The sequence below is a fragment of the Flavobacterium frigidimaris genome (assembly GCF_002217275.1).
GTDB lineage: Bacteria > Bacteroidota > Bacteroidia > Flavobacteriales > Flavobacteriaceae > Flavobacterium > Flavobacterium aquidurense.
Map to the genome: position 1 here is coordinate 62,777 of NZ_MUGV01000045.1, position 18,891 is coordinate 81,667.

Below are 18,891 nucleotides of genomic sequence, written 5' to 3' on the forward strand. Positions count from 1 at the left end.
AAAAAAATAAGCATACCATCTTAAAAAAGTCGCTTCCATTTTAATTTTCTGATAACTTTAAGACTTTAATTTTTGCATTTCAAAATGGTTAACGGTAAATTTATATTTCTTAATCCTAAATCTGTTAGAAATGAAAATTATAAAACTGCTTGTAATGTTTTTTCCAATTTTTTGCTTTTCTCAAGAGGAAAATATTAAGCCTTTAGATATTAATTTAACCAATTACGAATATCCTTTTCCAGTAAAATTTATAGAGTTGAACAACCAGCGTCAACTGCTAAAAATGGCTTATATGGATATTATTCCTGAAAATTACAACAAGAAAAATATCGTATTGCTTCACGGAAAAAACTTCAATGGAGCCTACTGGGAAACCACAATAAAAGCTTTGACCAAAGAAGGTTTCCGTGTGATTGTTCCGGATCAGATTGGTTTTGGAAAATCTTCCAAACCAGATAATTTTCAATATACTTTTCAGCAATTAGCAGAGAATACAAAAAAGCTTTTAGATCATTTAGGAATCGAAAAAACAACAATTCTTGGCCATTCTATGGGCGGAATGCTGGCTACAAGATTTGCTTTGATGTATCCTGAAACTACAGAAAAATTAGTTCTTGAAAATCCGATTGGCTTAGAAGACTGGAAATTGGTCGTTCCTTACAAACCTGTAGATTGGTGGTACGAATCAGAATTAAAACAAAATTATGAAGCCATTAAAAAGTATCAAATGGCGAATTATTATGATGGAAAATGGAATGCTAATTTTCAAAAATGGGCGGAGCTAGGCGCTGGTTGGACTTCAGCTCCCGATTATGATCGCGTGGCATGGAATTCAGCTCTTTTATATGACATGATTTTTACGCAGCCTGTTGTATATGAGTTCAAAAACATCAAAAGTCCAACGCTTTTAATTATCGGAACAAGAGATAAAACGGCGCTGGGGAAAAATCTGGTTTCTGAAGAAATCAAAAAAACAATGGGAAACTATGCTGAACTAGGCAAAAAAACACAAAAAGCGATCCCGAATTCAAAATTAGTCGAAGTTCCAAACACAGGACATTTGCCGCATATCGAATCTTTCGATCAATTTATAAAACCATTAATTGTATTTTTGAAACAATAATTTTTTCGTCAGGACGTATTGCTTTTCGCTACGAATTTCACGAATTAATTCTATGCATCACCATAAAAAATAATGTAAATTCGTGTAATTCGTCGCAAACCATTTTAAATAACCTTAAAACTCAATATATATGTTTACAATAGAACAAATCAAAGAAGCACATGCTAAAGTAAAAAGCGGAGCAGATTTTCCAAATTACATACAAGACTTGATCATCTTAGGCGTAAAAGGCTATGATACCTTTGTAAATGATGGACATACCGAATATTATGGTGTAAACAATTATACCGTTGCTTCGGATGAAAAATATAATTTAATACCAATTTCATCAACAGTAAACAAAGAACTGTTTATTGAATTATTGGTAAAACATCAACACGGCGAAACCGATTATATGACTTTTTGTAATCATTGCGGGCAATGCGGAATAGCAAAATGGAGAGTTGATATCATCGAAATGACTTGTATTTATTTTGATCTGGGAGGGAACGAAATATTAATCGAAAAAATTCCAGGCTAGTCTGATAAAAAAAGATCCTATGTCTAAAAATTATATTCTGATTGTTTTTTTTTCGATCTGCTTTTTAGGATTTTCACAATCTAAAAAAACAAATTCAAAATTTAAAGTCATTGCTTTTTATAGAGCAAAGAATGATCAGGCACATATCAGCTTTGTTCATGAAGCCAATAAATGGTTTCCAAAAATTGCTGAAGAAAATCATTTTGAATATGATTCGACTAGCAATTGGGATAATCTGAATGCTAAATTTTTGGAGCAATATAAAGTAGTATTGTTTTTAGACACAAGACCAGAAACTTCAGATCAGCGTGAAGCTTTCCAAAAATACATGGAAAACGGCGGTGGTTTTATTGGATTTCATTTTTCGGCCTTTGCTTTAAATGATTCTTCTTATCCGCAAAACTGGGATTGGTATCATAACGCCTTCTTAGGTTCGGGAGAATACGGAAGCAATACCTGGCGTCCAACATCAGCAGTTTTAAGAGTTGAAAATCAAGATCCGATAACGAAAGGACTTCCAAAAACTTTTTCATCGCAACCCAACGAATGGTACCGATGGAGCAACGATTTGACCAAAAATCCAGATATTAAAATTCTTTTAGCCATTGACGAAAGCAGTTTCCCATTAGGAACCGGACCAAAAGCCCATGAAATTTGGCATAGCGGATATTATCCTGTTGTTTGGACAAATAAAAAATATAAAATGCTTTACGTGAACATGGGGCATAATGATATTGATTACGAACATGGAACGAATAAAACGCTCTCCAATACTTTTGAAAATGAGAATCAAAATAAATTAATTCTGAATGCAATAAAATTATTCGGAAATTCAAAAAAATAAATGATTTCAAAATGTCCCATAAACTTTCTCCTATAATAAATCCTGAAGAATTATCGCAATTCCAGGATTCAGCTGAAGTAATTTTAATTGACGCCAGAGCCGGAATCAATGCCGAGGAAAACTATAGAAACGAGCATTTAAAAGGTGCACGTTACGTAGATTTGAATAAGGATTTAGCAACTGTTGAACAAGATCCTGCAAATGGCGGAAGACATCCTTTACCTTCTTTAGAAAAATTTTCTCAGGTACTTTCCAGACTCGGAATTTCTCCTAAAAGTCATGTTATTGTTTATGATGATAGAAACGGATCAAATTCAGCATCAAGATTTTGGTGGATGTTAAGAGCAATTGGTCATGAAAAAGTTCAGGTTTTAAATGGAGGTTTACAGTCAGCGATCAAAACTGGTTTTCCAACAAGTTCAGAAATAGAACATTTTGATGTTACAGAATACAAAATTTCAGAATGGAAACTGGCTGTAGCCGATATTGAAGAAGTCGAAAAAGCCCGAAATAGTGATCAAAATATTTTAATTGACGTTAGAGACAAGAATCGTTTTGATGGCCTCACAGAACCGTTGGATTTAATCGCAGGACATATTCCCGGAGCTATTAATGTTCCGTTTAGCGAAAATTTAAATGAAGATGGTTTCTATAAATCTGCTGAAGAATTAAATAAAAAATACAATACCCTTTTAGGTAGTACAAAACCTGAGAATGTAATTGTACATTGCGGTTCAGGAGTAACTGCATGCCATACATTGTTAGCAATGGATTATGCCGGGATTGAAATTCCGAAATTATATATAGGATCCTGGAGCGAATGGTCCAGAAACGATCGCGAAATGTTTACACAAGAAACAAAGACCGCGAAGTAAAATTCATAATTATTTGCCACAGATTAAAGGATTAAAATGATTTTAAAATCTGTGCTAATCGTTTAATCTGTGGCAGGTAAATAATTAATCTATGCTTTATTTGTTATGCAACAGGTAAACAATATTATAAATACACAAATGCAACATTGGGATATCCTTTTATCGAACTTAGTAAATAAAAAAGCCTTTATAGATCAATTACTTTCCGGCAATGCCAAAGGAGAGTTAGCCGTTTTCAACAACCAAAAAGGAATTCTGTTTTCAGACATTGCCATTGAGAAATTCATTGAAAGAGAATATCAATATGATTCGGTAGAAGCTTCTCCGGAATCACACAGACAATTGCGAACTTTTTCATCAGGAGAACGAAAAAAAGAGTTTTTAAAATACTGCATCAATCAAAAACCTGATTTTATCATTTTTGATAATCCGTTTGATCATTTAGATCAGGCATCAAGAGTAATTCTAGCCGAATCTTTAAAGGATTTAGCCAACATAATTGCTATTATTCAAATCGTAAATCGGCTTGTTGATGTTCTTCCTTTTGTTCCGAACAAAGCGCAGATTAAAGACAACTCTTTTGAATTACATCCCATTTCAAAAACCGAAAATCATTTTAAAACTTTAAATACAGCGGCTATTCCAAAAGCGATCGAACCACATTCTTTCCACGAAAGTATCTTAATTAAAATGGAAAATGTTTCGGTTAGTTATGATGATAGAAAAATTCTGGACAACATTTCATGGACGATAAAACAAGGCGAATTCTGGCAGTTAATTGGTCCAAACGGTTCTGGAAAAAGCACCATTTTATCTTTAATTACAGGAGATAATCCAAAAGGATTTGGACAGGATTTATATTTATTTGGAAGAAAAAAAGGAACTGGAGAAAGCGTTTGGGACATCAAAAAACAAATCGGAATCTTCACAACCTCAATGACCGATTTATTTCAAAAAGGACATACGCTGGAAGAGATGATTCTCTCCGGATTTTTCGACTCCATCGGCCTTTATATCGAGCCAACTACGCATCAAAAACAAATTGTTTCGCAATGGCTTGAAGTAATCGAAATGACGCATTTAAGAAAAAAGCGTTTTATTGATCTTTCCATTGGTCAGCAAAGAGTTGGATTAATTGTTCGCGCCGTTTTAAAACATCCGCCATTATTAATTTTAGACGAACCTGTAGAAGGTTTAGACGACGAAAATGTGGATATGGTGATTCAGTTAATCAACACCATCAAACAGGAAACCAATGTAAGTATTTTATACGTTTCGCATCGTATTGAAAACGGCCTCGCTCCTACTTCTGTTTTTGAATTATTACCAGCATCAACAGGATCAATTGGAAAAATAAAATAGGACTCGGAGTTAAATTAAAACACAAATTCCACTAATTTACAAGAACCAAATCTGTAGAAATTAGGAGTTGATTACTATAGTTCTGAGTCAAATTAAAACACACAAATGAGAATCAAATCAATAGCTGTATTAGCCGTAGCATTACTAGCGCTTTCATGTGCTACCACAATTTCAACAGCAAATAAAGAATACAAAATTACCAAAGTTTCTAAATTTAAATCAGATTGGGACTTTAATTCAAAAGAATGGTTGTTGCAAAAAGATACCTTAATCGGAATTGGTGGCCCAATGCACTGGGGAGTTATAGAATCTAAAAAACAGCTTCCCAAGAATTATGAAATCGATTTTAAAGTCAACATAACCAAAGAATCCTTATTTGAGGTAATGTTAAACATCGACAAAGAAAAATACATCCGAACGTATCTCTATCAAATCGATCAAAACATCGTGATTGGACAAGGGGTTTACAGTAAAAACAGCGATGAATATGGTAAACGAGGCGGCCCAACTTTATTCAAAAAGCCATTGAAGTTAGAAAATAACAAATGGTATTCGGTTAAAATAAGAGTTGCCAATAATCAATTGTACTTTTCTGTCAATAATGAAACTTTCTTAGAGTGTTCCATCGAAAAAAGCAAGCTGAGCCAACAAGGAAAATTAGGTTTCCTAACCAACGGCGAAGCGAAAATAATAGATTTAAAAATTAAAAGTCTCAAATAAAAAAAGCTCCAACAGGAGCTTTTTTTGTGTTACTATTAGGAAATTATCTAATTGACAAATTATCTAATTATCTAATTAATTTTCATCCTCTTCAATACTATGCGTCTTTCCATAATTCCGCCATTTCTCAATACAATCCTGAAAATCCTGAGGCAGCTCCGTATCAAAACGCATCATTTCGCCTGTATTTGGATGTACAAAACCAAGTGTTTTAGCATGCAGCGCCTGACGCGGTAATGCTTTAAAACAGTTTTCTATAAATTGTTTGTATTTCGTAAACGTTGTCCCTTTCAAAATCAAATGACCTCCGTAACGTTCGTCATTAAACAACGGATGTCCGATATGTTTCATATGTGCACGAATCTGGTGCGTTCTTCCGGTTTCTAACCTACAAGAAATCAAAGTTACATAACCAAAACGCTCCAAAACTTTATAATGTGTAATCGCTGGTTTCCCAATTTCAGGATCAGCAAAAACAGCCATTTGCATACGGTCTTTTAAATGTCTGGCAAGGTTTCCTTCAATTGTACCTTCTTCTTCAACTACATTTCCCCAAACAAGGGCAATATACTCACGTTCAGAAGTTTTGGCTTCAAACTGTTTCGCCAAATGTGTCATAGCTGCTTCCGTTTTGGCCACAACCAAAAGTCCGGATGTATCTTTGTCAATTCGGTGTACCAATCCCGGACGTTCACTACTGTTCATTGGCAAATTATCAAAATGATGTGCCAAAGCATTTACCAACGTTCCAGTGTAATTTCCGTGACCAGGATGCACTACCATTCCCGGTTCTTTATTAATCAGTAAAAGTGCGTCATCTTCATAAACAATATTCAACGGAAGATCTTCCGGAAGAATATGGTTTTCAAACGGCGGATGCGTTAACATAACCGTTACAACATCAAACGGTTTTACTTTATAATTTGATTTTACCGGAATATCATTTACAAAAATGTTTCCTTCAGTTGCGGCGTTCTGAATTTTATTTCGCGTCGCATTCTGAATCAAATTCATTAAATATTTGTCAATACGTAAAAACGCCTGACCTTTAGGTACTTCAAATCTAAAATGTTCGAATAATTCGTCTTCCAGATCTAAATTTTCAATAGTATTACTCATCTTTTGGGGTTTCGGTAGTCGGCGTTGCTAAACTGTCTGTTGCCTGACTGTCATCTACATAAGTTGCTTTTCCATCTCCTAAAACCAAGTCGATTTTAGAAGCTTTTAGCACACGGTCTCCTACTTTTAAGTTTCTTCCTTTATAACGCATCTCCAAAACCATATCTTTCCCAAGGTTCGGAATATAGGTAATTGTTCCTGCTTCAAGACCTAAGGCCTTTAAAGTCGGAACTGCTTCACGATACGTTTTCTCAATTAAATCAGGGATTTTAACAGATGAAAATCCTGAAGCATTAATTTTAATATATATTTTTCTTCCCACTTTTACTTTCGTTCCAGGCAACGGATCTTGCTCAACAACACTGTATTTTGGGAATTCACTTCTATAATCAACACTATCCAAAAGCACGTAATCTAAATCTAATTCGTCCAATTTCTCTTCGACTTGCTCTTCAGTCAATTTAGACAAATTCGGAACCGCAATTTCATGTCCGTGATCAGTGGTAAAAGTCAACCAATGCATAAACAAATAACCTAAAACCGCAATAATAGCAAACGCTATTAAAATTTGCACAAAAAAAACCCGGCTTGTTAAATACTGACGTAAACTCATAAATTTATTTTTATTTGAGGCAAAGATAAAGCTATTTCGTTTCAAAAAAAATGATAATTTTGTTTTAAAGTAACATTAGTAACATCATCTTACTAATATTAAAAATAAGCTTTTTGGAATTTGGAATTTTAAAATTTGGAATTTCAATTTTAAGGAGCTATTTCCCGCTTTCGGCTATATCTTTTTTAAGGCGAAGAAAAATCGCCTCAAAAAAGGATACCGCCTCTATCGGGGCTAGGGCACTCTCTTTCAAAAGTAGATTCCGATTAAACGATTTAACAAATCAACAATTAAACAATTAAACAACATTTCGATTAAACAAATAAACAGTAAAACATGAAAAATATTGCCATTATCATGGGCGGGTATTCAAGTGAATATAAAATTTCTCTTATCTCAGGAAACGTCGTTCATCAATATCTTGACAAAACAAAATACAACGGATTCCGAATTCATATTTTCAAAGAAAAGTGGGTTTATGTAGACGAAAACAATGCGGAATTTGCCATTGATAAAAATGATTTTTCTGTAACGGTAAACGATCAAAAAATCATTTTTGACTGCGTTTTCAACGCCATTCACGGAACTCCGGGCGAAGACGGATTAATGCAGGCTTATTTCGAATTATTAGGAATTCCACAATCTTCTTGCGATTATTACCAATCGGCATTGACTTTCAACAAACGTGATTTATTATCGGTTTTAAAACCATACGGAATCAAAACCGCTATTTCCTATTACCTTAACAAAGGCGATGTAATCAATACGGCTGAAATCGTTAAAAAAGTAGGTCTGCCATGTTTTGTAAAACCAAACAAAGCAGGTTCAAGTTTCGGAATTTCAAAAGTAAAAACAGAAGCTGAATTGCCAATTGCCATTGAGGTAGCTTATAAAGAAGACAACGAAATTATCATCGAAAGTTTCCTTGACGGAACTGAAGTTTCTGTCGGTGTAATCAATTACAAAGGCGAAATTAAAGTGTTGCCAATTACAGAAATTGTATCTGAAAATGATTTCTTCGATTACGAAGCCAAATACGAAGGAAAATCACAGGAAATTACACCAGCCAGAATTTCAGACGAGCTAACACAAAAAGTAGGTGAAACTGCCAAACGTGCTTACGAAGTCTTAAAAATGAAAGGTTTCTCAAGAAGCGAATTCATTATCGTAGACAACGAACCCTACATGCTTGAAATGAACACCATTCCAGGTTTAACAACCGAAAGCTTAATTCCGCAACAAGCCAAAGCAGCCGGAATTTCTCTGGAAGATTTGTTCACAAATGCAATCGAGCTAGCGCTCTCTTAAAGATACTAAGGTTCTGAGATTCTAAGTTACTAAGATCTCAGAACCTTTTTTTATTAAAAAACATTTTATCTAGTTTCCTAAAAAAACCTCAGAACCTTAGCACCTCAAAAAAAATGAAAGAAATATTCGAATGGAACAGACTCTTTTACAACAATTTACCGGCAAATTTTGCCTTAGAAGTTGTATTTCGTTCCACTGTAATGTTTATCATTTTATTGCTGACTTTAAAATTAGCAGGAAAACGAGGCGTAAAACAGTTATCCATTTTTGAAACTGTAATTATCATTGCATTAGGCTCTGCCGCAGGAGATCCAATGTTTTATGAAGATGTTGGAATTGTCCCGGCCGCAATCGTTTTTACGGTAATTATTATCTTATATCGCTCCGTTACCTGGCTAACAGGAAAAAGTAAAAAGTTTGAAGAATTTATTGAAGGCAAAACCGAATGTTTGATTAATGATGGTAAATTTTCTATTGCCACTTTCAAAAAAGAAAGTCTCGCACAAGATGAATTTTTCTCAGAGCTTCGCATAAAATCCATCGAACATTTAGGCCAAATTAAACATGCGTTTATAGAAACCAGCGGAGAAATCAGCGTGTTTTTCTATGAAGACAAAGAGGTAAAATACGGTTTACCAATTTTGCCTGCCTTATTTAATAAAAAAAGCAACAACATTACAAACAATGGTATTCACGCCTGCACTTTTTGCGGTCATACAGAAGAACAAAAAACAGGAACTGCAAAATGTGAGGTTTGCCATAGAGACGAATGGGTGCCGGCAATCAAAACACTTAGAATAACGTAAAAAAAAATCCAAAATTCAAATTCTAAATTCCAAAAAATAGCAAAGCTTCAATACGTTTTGATTAAAACCTTAGAACCTTAGCAACTCAGAACCTTAGAACCTTAAAAAGAAAAAAATGCGAAAAGCCATATTTCCAGGATCATTTGACCCCATTACACTCGGTCACGAAGACATTATTAAAAGAGGAATTTCTCTTTTTGACGAAATCGTAATTGCCATTGGTGTCAATGCCGAAAAAAAATACATGTTTTCACTCGAAGAAAGAAAACAATTTATTGAAGAAACTTTCAAGGATGAGCCAAAAATTTCGGTAATCACCTACGAAGGATTAACTATAGATTTAGCTCATAAAGAAAAAGCCCATTTTATTTTAAGAGGCTTACGCAACCCTGCTGATTTTGAATTTGAAAAAGCAATTGCACACACTAACAGACGCCTTTCAAAAATTGAAACAGTCTTTTTATTAACTGCCGCAAGAACATCTTATATCAGTTCAAGTATTGTTCGTGATGTATTGCGAAATGGTGGTGAATATGAAATGCTGGTTCCGGATGCAGTTAGGGTTAAGAAATAATATTAAAAAATGTCATTGCGAGGAACGAAGCAACCGCTCTAATAATTTCACGTAATGTTACAGCAACTGAGATTGCTTCGTTCGTCGCAATGACAAATTAAAAATACTCCAAAACATAAAACTTGCCAGCGAAGCAAATTATAAGTAATTTCGCATCTTTAAAACAAACAGAAATAATGAGCATCGAAAGAGAATTGAACAAACGAAGCGGATCTAAATGTGAACTTTGTGGCGCCGAAGAAAATTTAAAAGTTTATCAGGTATTACCAACGCAAAAAGGGGGAATTGACGAAAGTATATTGGCTTGTAGTACTTGTATTGACCAAATTGAAAATCCGGATAACGTTGATTTAAATCACTGGAGATGCCTTAACGACAGTATGTGGAACGAAAATGTTGCCGTACAAGTCGTAGCCTGGAGAATGTTAAGCCGCATGCGTGCTGCAGGCTGGCCACAGGAATTGTTAGACATGATGTATTTAGACGAAGATACATTAGCATGGGCACAAGCAACTGGCGAAGGCGAAGATGACGAAAACAAACTGGTTCACCGTGATAGCAACGGCGTTATTTTAGAACACGGAGATTCTGTAGTTTTAATCAAAGACTTAAAAGTAAAAGGTTCAAGTATGGTTGCCAAACAAGGAACTGCAGTTAGAAACATACGTTTAGACCACGAAAATGCTGAATATATTGAAGGTAAAGTTGATGGACAACAAATTGTGATTATAACGCAGTATGTGAAGAAAATTTAAGTATTCAGTCGCAGTCACGGTTTTCAGTTCCTGACTGTGAACTGTGACCGAAAACTGCAAACCATAAAAAAGGCTATTCAAATTTGAATAGCCTTTTTTATTTAGTTTTTAAAATTTCATGACAAAGGTTTAACTTGAAACAAATAAAACCTGAAACCTGAAACTAAAAAAAAATTATTTTTGGAATAATTTATTGATCTGATCTTTTACGAATGGCTCAGAAACATTACTTGTCGCTGAAGAAGCTTCTTTGCTTGAAACCATGAACTGAACTGTAGCTTTCTCAGGAATAACACTTCCTGTATAATGCAACCAAATATAATTGTTAGGCAATTCTAATTTGATATCATATAATGGGCTTGCACCAAAACCATTCATGATAATACTGTAAAGACTTGCGTAATCGTTATTAACGTTTTTAAACGTAAATTTTCTCAAAGATGAACCTTCTTCATCATCGTTTTGAATACTTGTGTAGTATACAGTGTATTCATCTCCAATTTTCTGAATGTAGTTATTGTTTACTTTTCCTAACTTCTCAACAGGAACAGTTTCAAGAACTTTAATTTGTGCAAAAGAGACAACACTCAACAATAAAACGGCAATCGTAATAATTCTTTTCATAATTAATTTGGGGTTTATTATTTACTCGTACAATAAACGCAGAAATTATGATAAAATAAAGCGTTACTGGTTAATTTATTAACAAAAGATTAAGATTGTTGTTTAAAGTTGCTTTTATCTAAACACAATAATCAATTAAATTATTGAAAATCAGTAAATTATTCCATACAAAACTATCTAAAAGAACAAAGAAACCTTACTAAAAAACCTATTTTAAACTGCCTAAAACTATTAAAAAAAGAAAATATTTTACTACAAAAAACAGTAAATATTGTTGCTCTGGTTTTATATTTTATGTCCAATTAACTTCAAAAAAACCTCAAACCTTAAACTTGAAACAAAAAATCTATCTTTCCTCCTCTTTCTTCACTACTTTTCTGGCAACTTCAATTTTAAATTTCTTGCCCTTCATTTTTTCATCTTTAATGTTTTGAAGCAAATCTTTTACTTTATTGTAACGCACTGCTGCAAACGAAATGAAATCTTTTACTTCAATCAAACCTAAGTCCCCTTTCTCTAATTTTCCTTTTTGAGAAAAGAAGCCAACAATATCAATTTTATTTAATTTGGTTTTCTTTCCTCCACTAATATAAATCGTTTGATATTCTGGCGGTTTTGGTAAAGTAGTAGTATTTTCTACCTTTAAAACTTCCATTCCGTAGTCGATATAGTCTAGTTTTTTTTCACTTTCGTGGATGATAATATAAGCTGTTCCTGAAGCCTGCATACGAGCAGTACGACCATTACGATGTGTAAACTCGTCTTCCTTTAAAGGTAAATGATAATGAATAACATGTTTCATTTCCGGAATATCCAATCCACGTGCCGCTAAATCGGTAGTGATTAAATAACTCATACTTCCGTTTCTAAACTGAATCAAAGCTCGTTCACGTTCTTCTTGATCCATTCCTCCGTGGTAATAAGTCGAGTAAATTCCTTTTTCATTTAAGGTATCACTGATACGTTCTGCCGCATCACGGTGATTACAAAATATAATAGCTGATTGTGATTTCAACGAGCAAATCAAGTTGAATAAACTTTCTAATTTATCTTTTGCCGGCGAAACCACCATTTTCATAGAAAGATTTGCTTTCTCTTCTTCTTCCGGAATAAAATCTAAAACTGTCGGATTAACCACTCTTGTATATCTCGGAATCTCAATATCTGAAGTTGCTGAAACTAAAACTCGTTTGTTCAGTTTCGTTAATTTCCCAATGATATAGGACATTTGCTCATGAAATCCCAATTGCAATGATTTGTCAAATTCATCTAAAATTAAAGTCTGAATTTTATCTGTACGGAAAGTATCTCTGTCGATATGATCAGCAATTCTACCCGGAGTTCCAATTAAAACCGCTGGCGGATTGCTTAAATTTTTGATTTCAGTTTCTATTGAATGTCCACCGTAACAAATATTTACTTTGTATTGCGTTCCCATTTTCTTCCAAACCTGCTCAATTTGCAAACCTAATTCACGCGACGGCACTAAAATTAAACATTGCACCGAAAGAATTTCAGGCTGCAATAATTCTAAAACTGGAAGCAAAAAAGCCAATGTTTTTCCTGATCCCGTTGGAGAAAGCAGCAAAACATTGTTATCATTTAAAATTGCGTCTTGAGCAACTTCTTGCATTTCGTTCAGGCTTTCAATTCCTAAATTCGAAAGTATGTTGTTGGAATGGTGATTTTTATTCATTTTGCAAAAGTAGGCAAAAAAAGTTGTTTGCTACGCCAATTCGGCAAAAGCCTCGTGTCAGGTTTTTCTTGTTTCAGGTTTCAGGTTTTCCAAACTTTGTCTATAGTTTTTACCACAAAGTTCACAAAGGTTTAAGCAAAGTTCGCTAAGCAATTTGCTATTTAATCTCGCAAAGGCGCGAAGTTGCAAAGTTATATTCAGAAAGCTTTGCGAACTTTGTGTTTTGTAAAACTTGCCAAATAAAAAAAACTTTGCGCCCTTTGCTGTAAAATGTCAAAGCTGCTCTATTCTCATTTCAAACTTGAAACCTGAAACCTGAAACTATTTTTTTATATTTGATTTCTATTAAAAACCCTAATTCATGAAACTTTTTACTATTGTCATTTCACTTTTCACAATCTCGATTTTCGCTCAAAACAATAAAAAATACGATACTTTTTTTGAGAAAGGAAACGGAAATCAATCGGCTTCATACGAGGAAACGATTAAGTACTTTAAACTCTTAGCCAACGATTTTCCGACGATTCAAATGAAGGAAATGGGATTGACAGATTCTGGTGAACCATTGCACATGGTAACATATAATCCTGACAAGGAATTTGATTTCGATAAAATTCAGAAAATTAAAGCGGTACTTTTCATCAACAATGGTATTCACGCCGGTGAACCTGACGGAATTGACGCCACTATGCAATTCTACAGAGATTTAGCCATCGGAAAAATAAAAGCGCCTAAAAACACGGTTTTAGTTTGTATTCCGGTTTATAATATTGGTGGCGCTTTAAATCGAAATTCTACAACAAGAGCAAATCAGGATGGACCTGAAGTTTACGGTTTTAGAGGAAATGCCAGAAACTACGATCTGAATCGTGATTTAATGAAATCAGATACGCGAAATACTAAAAGTTTTGTGGAGATTTTCCAAAAGATAAATGCTGATGTTTTTATCGATAATCATGTGAGTAATGGTTCTGATTATCAGTACAAACTAACTTATATCATGACAGAGCATAATAAATTAGGAACTGTTTTGGGCGATTTTATGAATGATGTAATGATGCCGGGTTTAGTAAAAGATTTACAACAAAAGAAAATCGAAACGACACCTTATGTAGATTCTTTTAAAGACACTCCAGACAAAGGTTTTGGACAATTTGTAGATAGTCCGCGATATACAACAGGTTATACTTCGTTGTTTAATACGATTGGTTTTGTGGTTGAAACACATATGCTGAAAAAATATGCTGAACGTGTAAAAATGACTTACGAATACACTAAATCGACTTTGGATTTTACTGATGCAAATTATCAAAAAATAAAAGCGCTTCGGGTTAAAAATCTGGAGCAATATCAACCTAAAAAATCGTACACTTTAAAATGGGAATTGGATAGTACAAAAGCAACTACTTTTTCATTTTTAGGTTATGAAGCGGGTTACAAAAAAAGCGAAGCCACAACAGGAAATCGTTTGTACTACGACCGAAGCAAACCGTATAAAAAAGATGTTCCGTATATCAAAGAATTCAAATCGGCTAAAGAAGTTGTGATTCCGACAGCTTATATTATTCCACGTGGGTATTGGAATATTATGGAACTTTTGAAGAACAATAATATCTCGTTTTCTCAACTTAAAAACGATACGATTATAGAAGTTGAAAGCTATAAAATTGCCAGCTTCAAAACGGTTCCAAATGCTTACGAAGGGCATTATTTGCATTACAATACAACCGTAACTTCTAAAGTTCAAAAAGTTTCTTTCGCTAAAGGTGATTATCTAATTCCAACAAACCAAAAAGGCGTTAAATACTTAGTCGAAGCTTTTGAACCAGAAGGTGTTGATTCTTTTTTTAATTGGAATTTCTTCGATCCAATTCTACAACAAAAAGAACATTATTCGGAGTATATTTTTGAAGATACGGCAGCTAAATTGCTAAAAGATAATCCAGCTTTAAAAGCCGAATTAGATACCAAAAAACAAAACGACGCTGAGTTTGCTAAAAATCCTGCTGCGCAATTAGACTGGATTTACAAACATTCGGTTTATTATGAAAAGGCGCATTTGCAATATCCTGTTTATCGAGTGTTGTAGTTTATCTTATTTTTTAACGCAAAGTTCGCTAAGTTTTTTTGATTTAGAATGTTTTTAGAAAACGTTAAGATCACAAAGCTGTTCATGAAAATCTTTGTCAAAATTTATTTTTACTCCCCATACGGATTTGGATCTTCACTGGTTTTTAATAAAGGGCAACTGAAAAATAACCTAAAAAACGAAAGGAAATTTTGAAACCGAGAGCTGCGTGAGGGATAGAGCTAAGCTACCGAAGTAGCAGCGAAAGCCCGACAGCATCCGGATAAGTGGGCGTATATAGACAAAGTAATTTGCCCACTTATCGGGATGCTGGCATGCCCCTATCAATATCGAAAAATTAATTTTAAAAATCAATTGACAGTGTGCCTTTCCATAAAAATATTCAATTACAATAGTTTATATTTGAGAAAAAATCTAAACAGGTCATTAAAACAAACTGCTTAATTTAAAGTTTGAAAAAATATAAAAACTAAAACAGAATGGATATTTCTTTTTACCTAAACCTATTTCAAAAAGCAGCAGATCAGATTGACAGAGAGCTTTTAGAAGAAAAGCAAATTGAAGTTTGGGTTGGTATTTTTTTGGATTCTGTTTGTCTAAAATTGTATAAAAAATCGTGGACTAATGATACCCAAAATCCTTTGACAGCAGAATCAAGAATCTTTTTTTCGGTTTGGATTAGCGATTCAACTTTAGAAAAAGGAAAAATAAAGTACAATATTCATGCGCTGAAACTGAGAAATCTAAAAAACTACTCTATTCAAAGCCGAAAATTTGCAGAAATTTTTAGAGAAGCTTTTAAAATGTATGAAACCAGATGGCCGAATGTTAGTGTAAATCACGGCCCATTGACTTTAATGGAAGGCTGGATGAACGCTGATTTTGAAAATGTGCAAAAAGATATTTTTGAAGTAGCAAATAACTTTATGGCAATCGAATATTGGATTGATGAAACTCTTCAGCAATTTAAAAAATAGTACAAAAATTTAGATTCTATTATAAAACATCAAAAATAGTTTTAATTAAATATGACAAAAAAATACAATTCACTCTTTATTTTTGGTGCTATCGAGACTGTTTTATTACTAATAGATTTCTATTTTATCCCTACAAACAGCCCTCTCTCCTTTTCAGTTGTAACGGCCCTTTTTTTTATTGCTGCTCCTGTTTTATATTATTTTTTGAGCAGAAAAGAAGAAACTGAATTTACATTTTGGTTTGTTTTCTACCTGGCATTCAAAACAACGCCTTATTTGTTTCCGATGAAAGGAAATTTTTTCAAAATAATTTTTGACTGGAAAATTTATTTCAACATTGCATTTCTCTTATTTTTAGTGTGGACAGCTGTTCATTTTATATTAAATTTCAGAAAAACGATAAAACAAAACAATACTGACAATCAGGATGATTATTCAATAATCATGGATGCCTTGCAAAAATCTATTAAGTTTAAAAAATTAGGTAAAATAATCGCTTTCGAAATTTGCTCTTTCTATTATTGTTTTATTAAATGGTCCGCAAATAAAAGTTCTGAAAATCAATATACGGGATATAAAAATAGTGGCGTCAGTGCAATTTATATTGGTTTAATGCTCGCTTCAGTTGCCGAAGCTGTAACGGTACACGTGATTCTTATCTCGTGGAGCAAAACAGCTACGATTTTGTTTTTAATCTTACATAGCTATCTTTTAATTAATTTAACCGGACAACTAAAAGCAATAATTTTCAGGAAACATCTTGTTACAGATGATAAAATTATAATTCGGTACGGCCTTTTTAATTCATTAGAAATACCAATCAGCTTAATTGAAAAAATAAGCAAATTTGAGGGAGATTATGAGAAAAGCAACACAGTGGTGAAGTTTGCATTATTAGGTAAATTAGAACCTCATAATGTAGCTATTGAATGCAAAAATGATATTGAAGTTAGTTTGCCTTTTGGAATTGTAAAAAAGCCAAAACAGCTGTTATTATACATTGATGATGTCAATTTGTTTATTACGAACGTGGAATCATCTAAGAGTTAGAAAATTAATTATTGACTGTTCTCCTCTTTTATACCTTTGAGCAGTGCATAAATTGCCATTGCATGTCCTTGTCCAAGATCAAAATCTTCTTTAAGCCAATTCACAATATCACCTGCTTTTACTTCGGGTTTTAGTTTTCCATCTAATGTAAAACTTTTTTGTTCTGCCAAAGTCCTGAATTCAGCCGGGCCATTGCCAGTCTTTTCTTTAATTGTTTTTAAATATCCTTGAAATGACATATAAAAAGTATTTAGTTGATTTATCTATATCAACTAAAATACAAATTTAAATTAACTAAGCAACTAAATATTTCAATCGAAAATCAGGACTAAATTTATCTTTGTTCTATATTCTATATTCTATATTCTATCTTCTATATTCTTGTCCTATTCTTCTACAGAAATCTTACTCTCTTCTTCAAAAAGTAATTTAATATTTTCGTAGGAGTTTTTTAGCGCTTCTTTAATCTGTTCCGGATTTAACCAGGCCACTTTTTCGATTCCTTCTTCGATTTGGCCCTGCGGAGTTCCTTCAAAATCAGAAAACATTTCGAACCAATGGGTGATTTTAAGCTTGTATTTTCCGTTACGTTTAAAAACGTGATAGGTCTTTTGGAGTTTATTTACGATTCGGAGTTTACCAACACCGGTTTCTTCCTCTACTTCACGCATGGCAGTGTCTTCGATTTCCTCGCCTTTTTCGATTCCACCCTTTGGCAAATCCCATTTTCCGTTTCTAAAAATGAATAAAACCTCTCCGTTTTTATTGTACACAAAGCCTCCACCTGCTTTACTAACAGGGATTTTAGCTTTGAGAGTCTTCATAATCTCCTTTTCATCGGGATGATATAAGTAGGCCTTTTGAATTTTATTCTGAAAGATTTTGACTATAAGCTGCTCAATATCAATACTCTCCAACAAGAATAATTGAAAATTAGTCTCTCTTGAGATTTCATTTGTCAAAAAAAGTGGTTTGTCGTTCACAAAAACTTTATACATTTGTATTATGATTTTTAATAAAGATACTGCCGAAAAAACAGCCGAATTGCTTTTGCAAATAAATGCAATTAAATTGAATCCAGAAAATCCTTTTACATGGGCTTCTGGATGGAAATCGCCTATTTATTGTGATAATAGGTTAATTCTTTCATTTCCGATCATCCGAAATTATGTTCGTGATGAATTTGCGAAAAACATTGAGAAACAATTTGGGAAACCAGATGTAATTGCCGGTGTTGCCACTGGAGCCATAGGAATAGGAATTCTTGTAGCTGAAAGCCTTGGATTACCATTTGTTTATGTGCGCCCGGAAGCTAAAAAACACGGAAGACAAAACCAGGTTGAAGGTTTTTTACAAAAAGGCCAAAATGTGGTTGTCGTTGAAGATTTAATCAGTACCGGAAACAGCAGCTTGATGGCTGTTGAAGCTTTACGCAATGAAGGGGCTAATATAAAAGGAATGGCAGCAATTTTCACCTACGGTTTTGGTGTTGCCGAAGAAAACTTCAAAAACGCAAATATTGATTTGTATACGCTTAGCAATTATGAAAACTTATTGGACTTAGCGGTTCAAAAACAATATATTACTGAAGAGCAACAATCTACTTTACAGGAATGGAATGCAATTCCATCTACTTGGGGACAGGATTAATTTTAGATTTTAGATTTTAGATTTTAGATTTTAGATTTTAGATTTTAGATTTTAGATTTTAGATTTTAGATTTTAGATTTTAGATTTTAGATTTTAGATTTTAGATTTTAGATTTTAGATTTTAGATTTTACTCAAAAATCGCTTCGCTCTTTTAGAATTTGGTCCCGAAGCCTCGGGATAAAAAT

At 33.5% G+C, this 18,891-nt stretch carries 20 protein-coding genes; 14 read left to right on the forward strand and 6 right to left on the reverse strand.

The window, feature by feature from the left end; all coding sequences use genetic code 11:
• Window positions 1–130: 130 nt before the first annotated feature.
• The 6 genes from B0A65_RS22105 to B0A65_RS22130 all read left to right on the forward strand — a co-directional run bounded on the left by B0A65_RS22105 (window position 131) and on the right by B0A65_RS22130 (window position 5,444).
• On the forward strand, window positions 131–1,123 hold the full coding sequence (locus B0A65_RS22105; protein ID WP_074657377.1) for an alpha/beta fold hydrolase: 993 nt from the start codon (window positions 131–133) through the stop codon (window positions 1,121–1,123).
• Between the two features lie 130 nt (window positions 1,124–1,253).
• Window positions 1,254–1,643 (forward strand): DUF1398 domain-containing protein, encoded by a 390-nt coding sequence (locus tag B0A65_RS22110; RefSeq protein WP_074657375.1) that lies wholly within the window; start codon window positions 1,254–1,256, stop codon window positions 1,641–1,643.
• A 19-nt stretch (window positions 1,644–1,662) separates the two neighbouring features.
• On the forward strand, window positions 1,663–2,487 hold the full coding sequence (locus B0A65_RS22115) for a ThuA domain-containing protein (protein WP_074657372.1): 825 nt from the start codon (window positions 1,663–1,665) through the stop codon (window positions 2,485–2,487).
• Between the two features lie 11 nt (window positions 2,488–2,498).
• Window positions 2,499–3,362, forward strand: a complete 864-nt coding sequence (locus B0A65_RS22120) for a sulfurtransferase (RefSeq protein ID WP_074657364.1) — start codon at window positions 2,499–2,501, stop codon at window positions 3,360–3,362.
• A gap of 138 nt (window positions 3,363–3,500) precedes the next feature.
• Window positions 3,501–4,724, forward strand: coding sequence for an ATP-binding cassette domain-containing protein (locus B0A65_RS22125; protein WP_074658302.1), 1,224 nt, complete (start codon window positions 3,501–3,503; stop codon window positions 4,722–4,724).
• A 105-nt stretch (window positions 4,725–4,829) separates the two neighbouring features.
• Window positions 4,830–5,444 carry a hypothetical protein gene (locus B0A65_RS22130; protein ID WP_074657361.1) on the forward strand — a complete coding sequence of 205 codons (615 nt, stop codon included), beginning with the start codon at window positions 4,830–4,832 and terminating at the stop codon, window positions 5,442–5,444.
• 75 nt (window positions 5,445–5,519) lie between these two features.
• On the opposite strand, the gene B0A65_RS22135 is transcribed toward B0A65_RS22130, so the two are convergent.
• Window positions 5,520–6,563 carry an RluA family pseudouridine synthase gene (locus B0A65_RS22135; RefSeq protein WP_074657358.1) on the reverse strand — a complete coding sequence of 348 codons (1,044 nt, stop codon included), beginning with the start codon at window positions 6,561–6,563 and terminating at the stop codon, window positions 5,520–5,522.
• The gene (locus B0A65_RS22140) at window positions 6,556–7,176 is read right to left on the reverse strand and encodes a PASTA domain-containing protein (protein WP_074657355.1); all 621 of its coding nucleotides are present in this window, start codon (window positions 7,174–7,176) and stop codon (window positions 6,556–6,558) included. Before B0A65_RS22140 ends, B0A65_RS22135 begins: the two co-directional genes overlap by 8 nt.
• A gap of 336 nt (window positions 7,177–7,512) precedes the next feature.
• On the opposite strand from B0A65_RS22140, the gene B0A65_RS22145 reads away from it, so the two are divergent.
• The 4 genes from B0A65_RS22145 (at window position 7,513) to B0A65_RS22160 (ending at window position 10,619) form a co-directional block, all read left to right on the forward strand.
• A complete protein-coding gene (locus B0A65_RS22145; protein WP_074657352.1) occupies window positions 7,513–8,484 on the forward strand; it encodes a D-alanine--D-alanine ligase in 972 nt (323 codons plus the stop codon).
• 113 nt (window positions 8,485–8,597) lie between these two features.
• The gene (locus B0A65_RS22150; protein WP_074657350.1) at window positions 8,598–9,290 is read left to right on the forward strand and encodes a DUF421 domain-containing protein; all 693 of its coding nucleotides are present in this window, start codon (window positions 8,598–8,600) and stop codon (window positions 9,288–9,290) included.
• 115 nt (window positions 9,291–9,405) lie between these two features.
• On the forward strand, window positions 9,406–9,864 hold the full coding sequence (gene coaD, locus B0A65_RS22155; protein WP_026982220.1) for a pantetheine-phosphate adenylyltransferase: 459 nt from the start codon (window positions 9,406–9,408) through the stop codon (window positions 9,862–9,864).
• A 176-nt stretch (window positions 9,865–10,040) separates the two neighbouring features.
• Window positions 10,041–10,619, forward strand: a complete 579-nt coding sequence (locus tag B0A65_RS22160; RefSeq protein WP_074657347.1) for a PhnA domain-containing protein — start codon at window positions 10,041–10,043, stop codon at window positions 10,617–10,619.
• A 174-nt stretch (window positions 10,620–10,793) separates the two neighbouring features.
• Here the strand turns inward: B0A65_RS22160 and B0A65_RS22165 are convergent, their stop codons facing one another.
• Window positions 10,794–11,243, reverse strand: coding sequence for a hypothetical protein (locus tag B0A65_RS22165; RefSeq protein ID WP_074657344.1), 450 nt, complete (start codon window positions 11,241–11,243; stop codon window positions 10,794–10,796).
• A gap of 346 nt (window positions 11,244–11,589) precedes the next feature.
• Window positions 11,590–12,939, reverse strand: a complete 1,350-nt coding sequence (locus tag B0A65_RS22170) for a DEAD/DEAH box helicase (RefSeq protein WP_074657342.1) — start codon at window positions 12,937–12,939, stop codon at window positions 11,590–11,592.
• A gap of 361 nt (window positions 12,940–13,300) precedes the next feature.
• Between B0A65_RS22170 and B0A65_RS22175 the strand changes: the two genes are divergently transcribed.
• From B0A65_RS22175 to B0A65_RS22185, 3 genes are all read left to right on the forward strand, one after another.
• The gene (locus B0A65_RS22175; protein WP_074657340.1) at window positions 13,301–15,028 is read left to right on the forward strand and encodes a M14 family metallopeptidase; all 1,728 of its coding nucleotides are present in this window, start codon (window positions 13,301–13,303) and stop codon (window positions 15,026–15,028) included.
• Between the two features lie 479 nt (window positions 15,029–15,507).
• A complete protein-coding gene (locus tag B0A65_RS22180) occupies window positions 15,508–16,005 on the forward strand; it encodes a hypothetical protein (RefSeq protein ID WP_074657337.1) in 498 nt (165 codons plus the stop codon).
• Between the two features lie 51 nt (window positions 16,006–16,056).
• A complete protein-coding gene (locus tag B0A65_RS22185; RefSeq protein WP_074657335.1) occupies window positions 16,057–17,055 on the forward strand; it encodes a hypothetical protein in 999 nt (332 codons plus the stop codon).
• 8 nt (window positions 17,056–17,063) lie between these two features.
• Here the strand turns inward: B0A65_RS22185 and B0A65_RS22190 are convergent, their stop codons facing one another.
• Both B0A65_RS22190 and B0A65_RS22195 read right to left on the reverse strand, forming a co-directional pair.
• Window positions 17,064–17,294 carry a DUF4287 domain-containing protein gene (locus tag B0A65_RS22190; RefSeq protein ID WP_074657332.1) on the reverse strand — a complete coding sequence of 77 codons (231 nt, stop codon included), beginning with the start codon at window positions 17,292–17,294 and terminating at the stop codon, window positions 17,064–17,066.
• 147 nt (window positions 17,295–17,441) lie between these two features.
• A complete protein-coding gene (locus tag B0A65_RS22195; protein ID WP_072971198.1) occupies window positions 17,442–18,053 on the reverse strand; it encodes an NUDIX hydrolase in 612 nt (203 codons plus the stop codon).
• A gap of 7 nt (window positions 18,054–18,060) precedes the next feature.
• Here B0A65_RS22195 and pyrE point away from each other — a divergent pair, with 7 nt between their 5' ends.
• Entirely contained in the window at window positions 18,061–18,705 is a 645-nt protein-coding gene (gene pyrE, locus B0A65_RS22200) for an orotate phosphoribosyltransferase (protein ID WP_074657329.1), read from the forward strand.
• The last annotated feature ends 186 nt before the right edge of the window (window positions 18,706–18,891 follow it).

Bases quoted from the DNA above. Each gene is read 5' to 3' on its own strand.
- B0A65_RS22165 (WP_074657344.1), bottom strand. From the start codon at position 11,243: ATGAAAAGAATTATTACGATTGCCGTTTTATTGTTGAGTGTTGTCTCT.
- B0A65_RS22180 (WP_074657337.1), top strand. From the start codon at position 15,508: ATGGATATTTCTTTTTACCTAAACCTATTTCAAAAAGCAGCAGATCAG.
- B0A65_RS22115 (WP_074657372.1), top strand. From the start codon at position 1,663: ATGTCTAAAAATTATATTCTGATTGTTTTTTTTTCGATCTGCTTTTTA.
- B0A65_RS22110 (WP_074657375.1), top strand. From the start codon at position 1,254: ATGTTTACAATAGAACAAATCAAAGAAGCACATGCTAAAGTAAAAAGC.
- B0A65_RS22160 (WP_074657347.1), top strand. From the start codon at position 10,041: ATGAGCATCGAAAGAGAATTGAACAAACGAAGCGGATCTAAATGTGAA.
- B0A65_RS22130 (WP_074657361.1), top strand. From the start codon at position 4,830: ATGAGAATCAAATCAATAGCTGTATTAGCCGTAGCATTACTAGCGCTT.
- B0A65_RS22195 (WP_072971198.1), bottom strand. From the start codon at position 18,053: ATGTATAAAGTTTTTGTGAACGACAAACCACTTTTTTTGACAAATGAA.
- B0A65_RS22190 (WP_074657332.1), bottom strand. From the start codon at position 17,294: ATGTCATTTCAAGGATATTTAAAAACAATTAAAGAAAAGACTGGCAAT.
- B0A65_RS22175 (WP_074657340.1), top strand. From the start codon at position 13,301: ATGAAACTTTTTACTATTGTCATTTCACTTTTCACAATCTCGATTTTC.
- pyrE (WP_074657329.1), top strand. From the start codon at position 18,061: ATGATTTTTAATAAAGATACTGCCGAAAAAACAGCCGAATTGCTTTTG.
- B0A65_RS22105 (WP_074657377.1), top strand. From the start codon at position 131: ATGAAAATTATAAAACTGCTTGTAATGTTTTTTCCAATTTTTTGCTTT.
- B0A65_RS22135 (WP_074657358.1), bottom strand. From the start codon at position 6,563: ATGAGTAATACTATTGAAAATTTAGATCTGGAAGACGAATTATTCGAA.
- B0A65_RS22125 (WP_074658302.1), top strand. From the start codon at position 3,501: ATGCAACATTGGGATATCCTTTTATCGAACTTAGTAAATAAAAAAGCC.
- B0A65_RS22140 (WP_074657355.1), bottom strand. From the start codon at position 7,176: ATGAGTTTACGTCAGTATTTAACAAGCCGGGTTTTTTTTGTGCAAATT.
- B0A65_RS22145 (WP_074657352.1), top strand. From the start codon at position 7,513: ATGAAAAATATTGCCATTATCATGGGCGGGTATTCAAGTGAATATAAA.
- B0A65_RS22170 (WP_074657342.1), bottom strand. From the start codon at position 12,939: ATGAATAAAAATCACCATTCCAACAACATACTTTCGAATTTAGGAATT.
- B0A65_RS22185 (WP_074657335.1), top strand. From the start codon at position 16,057: ATGACAAAAAAATACAATTCACTCTTTATTTTTGGTGCTATCGAGACT.
- coaD (WP_026982220.1), top strand. From the start codon at position 9,406: ATGCGAAAAGCCATATTTCCAGGATCATTTGACCCCATTACACTCGGT.
- B0A65_RS22150 (WP_074657350.1), top strand. From the start codon at position 8,598: ATGAAAGAAATATTCGAATGGAACAGACTCTTTTACAACAATTTACCG.
- B0A65_RS22120 (WP_074657364.1), top strand. From the start codon at position 2,499: ATGTCCCATAAACTTTCTCCTATAATAAATCCTGAAGAATTATCGCAA.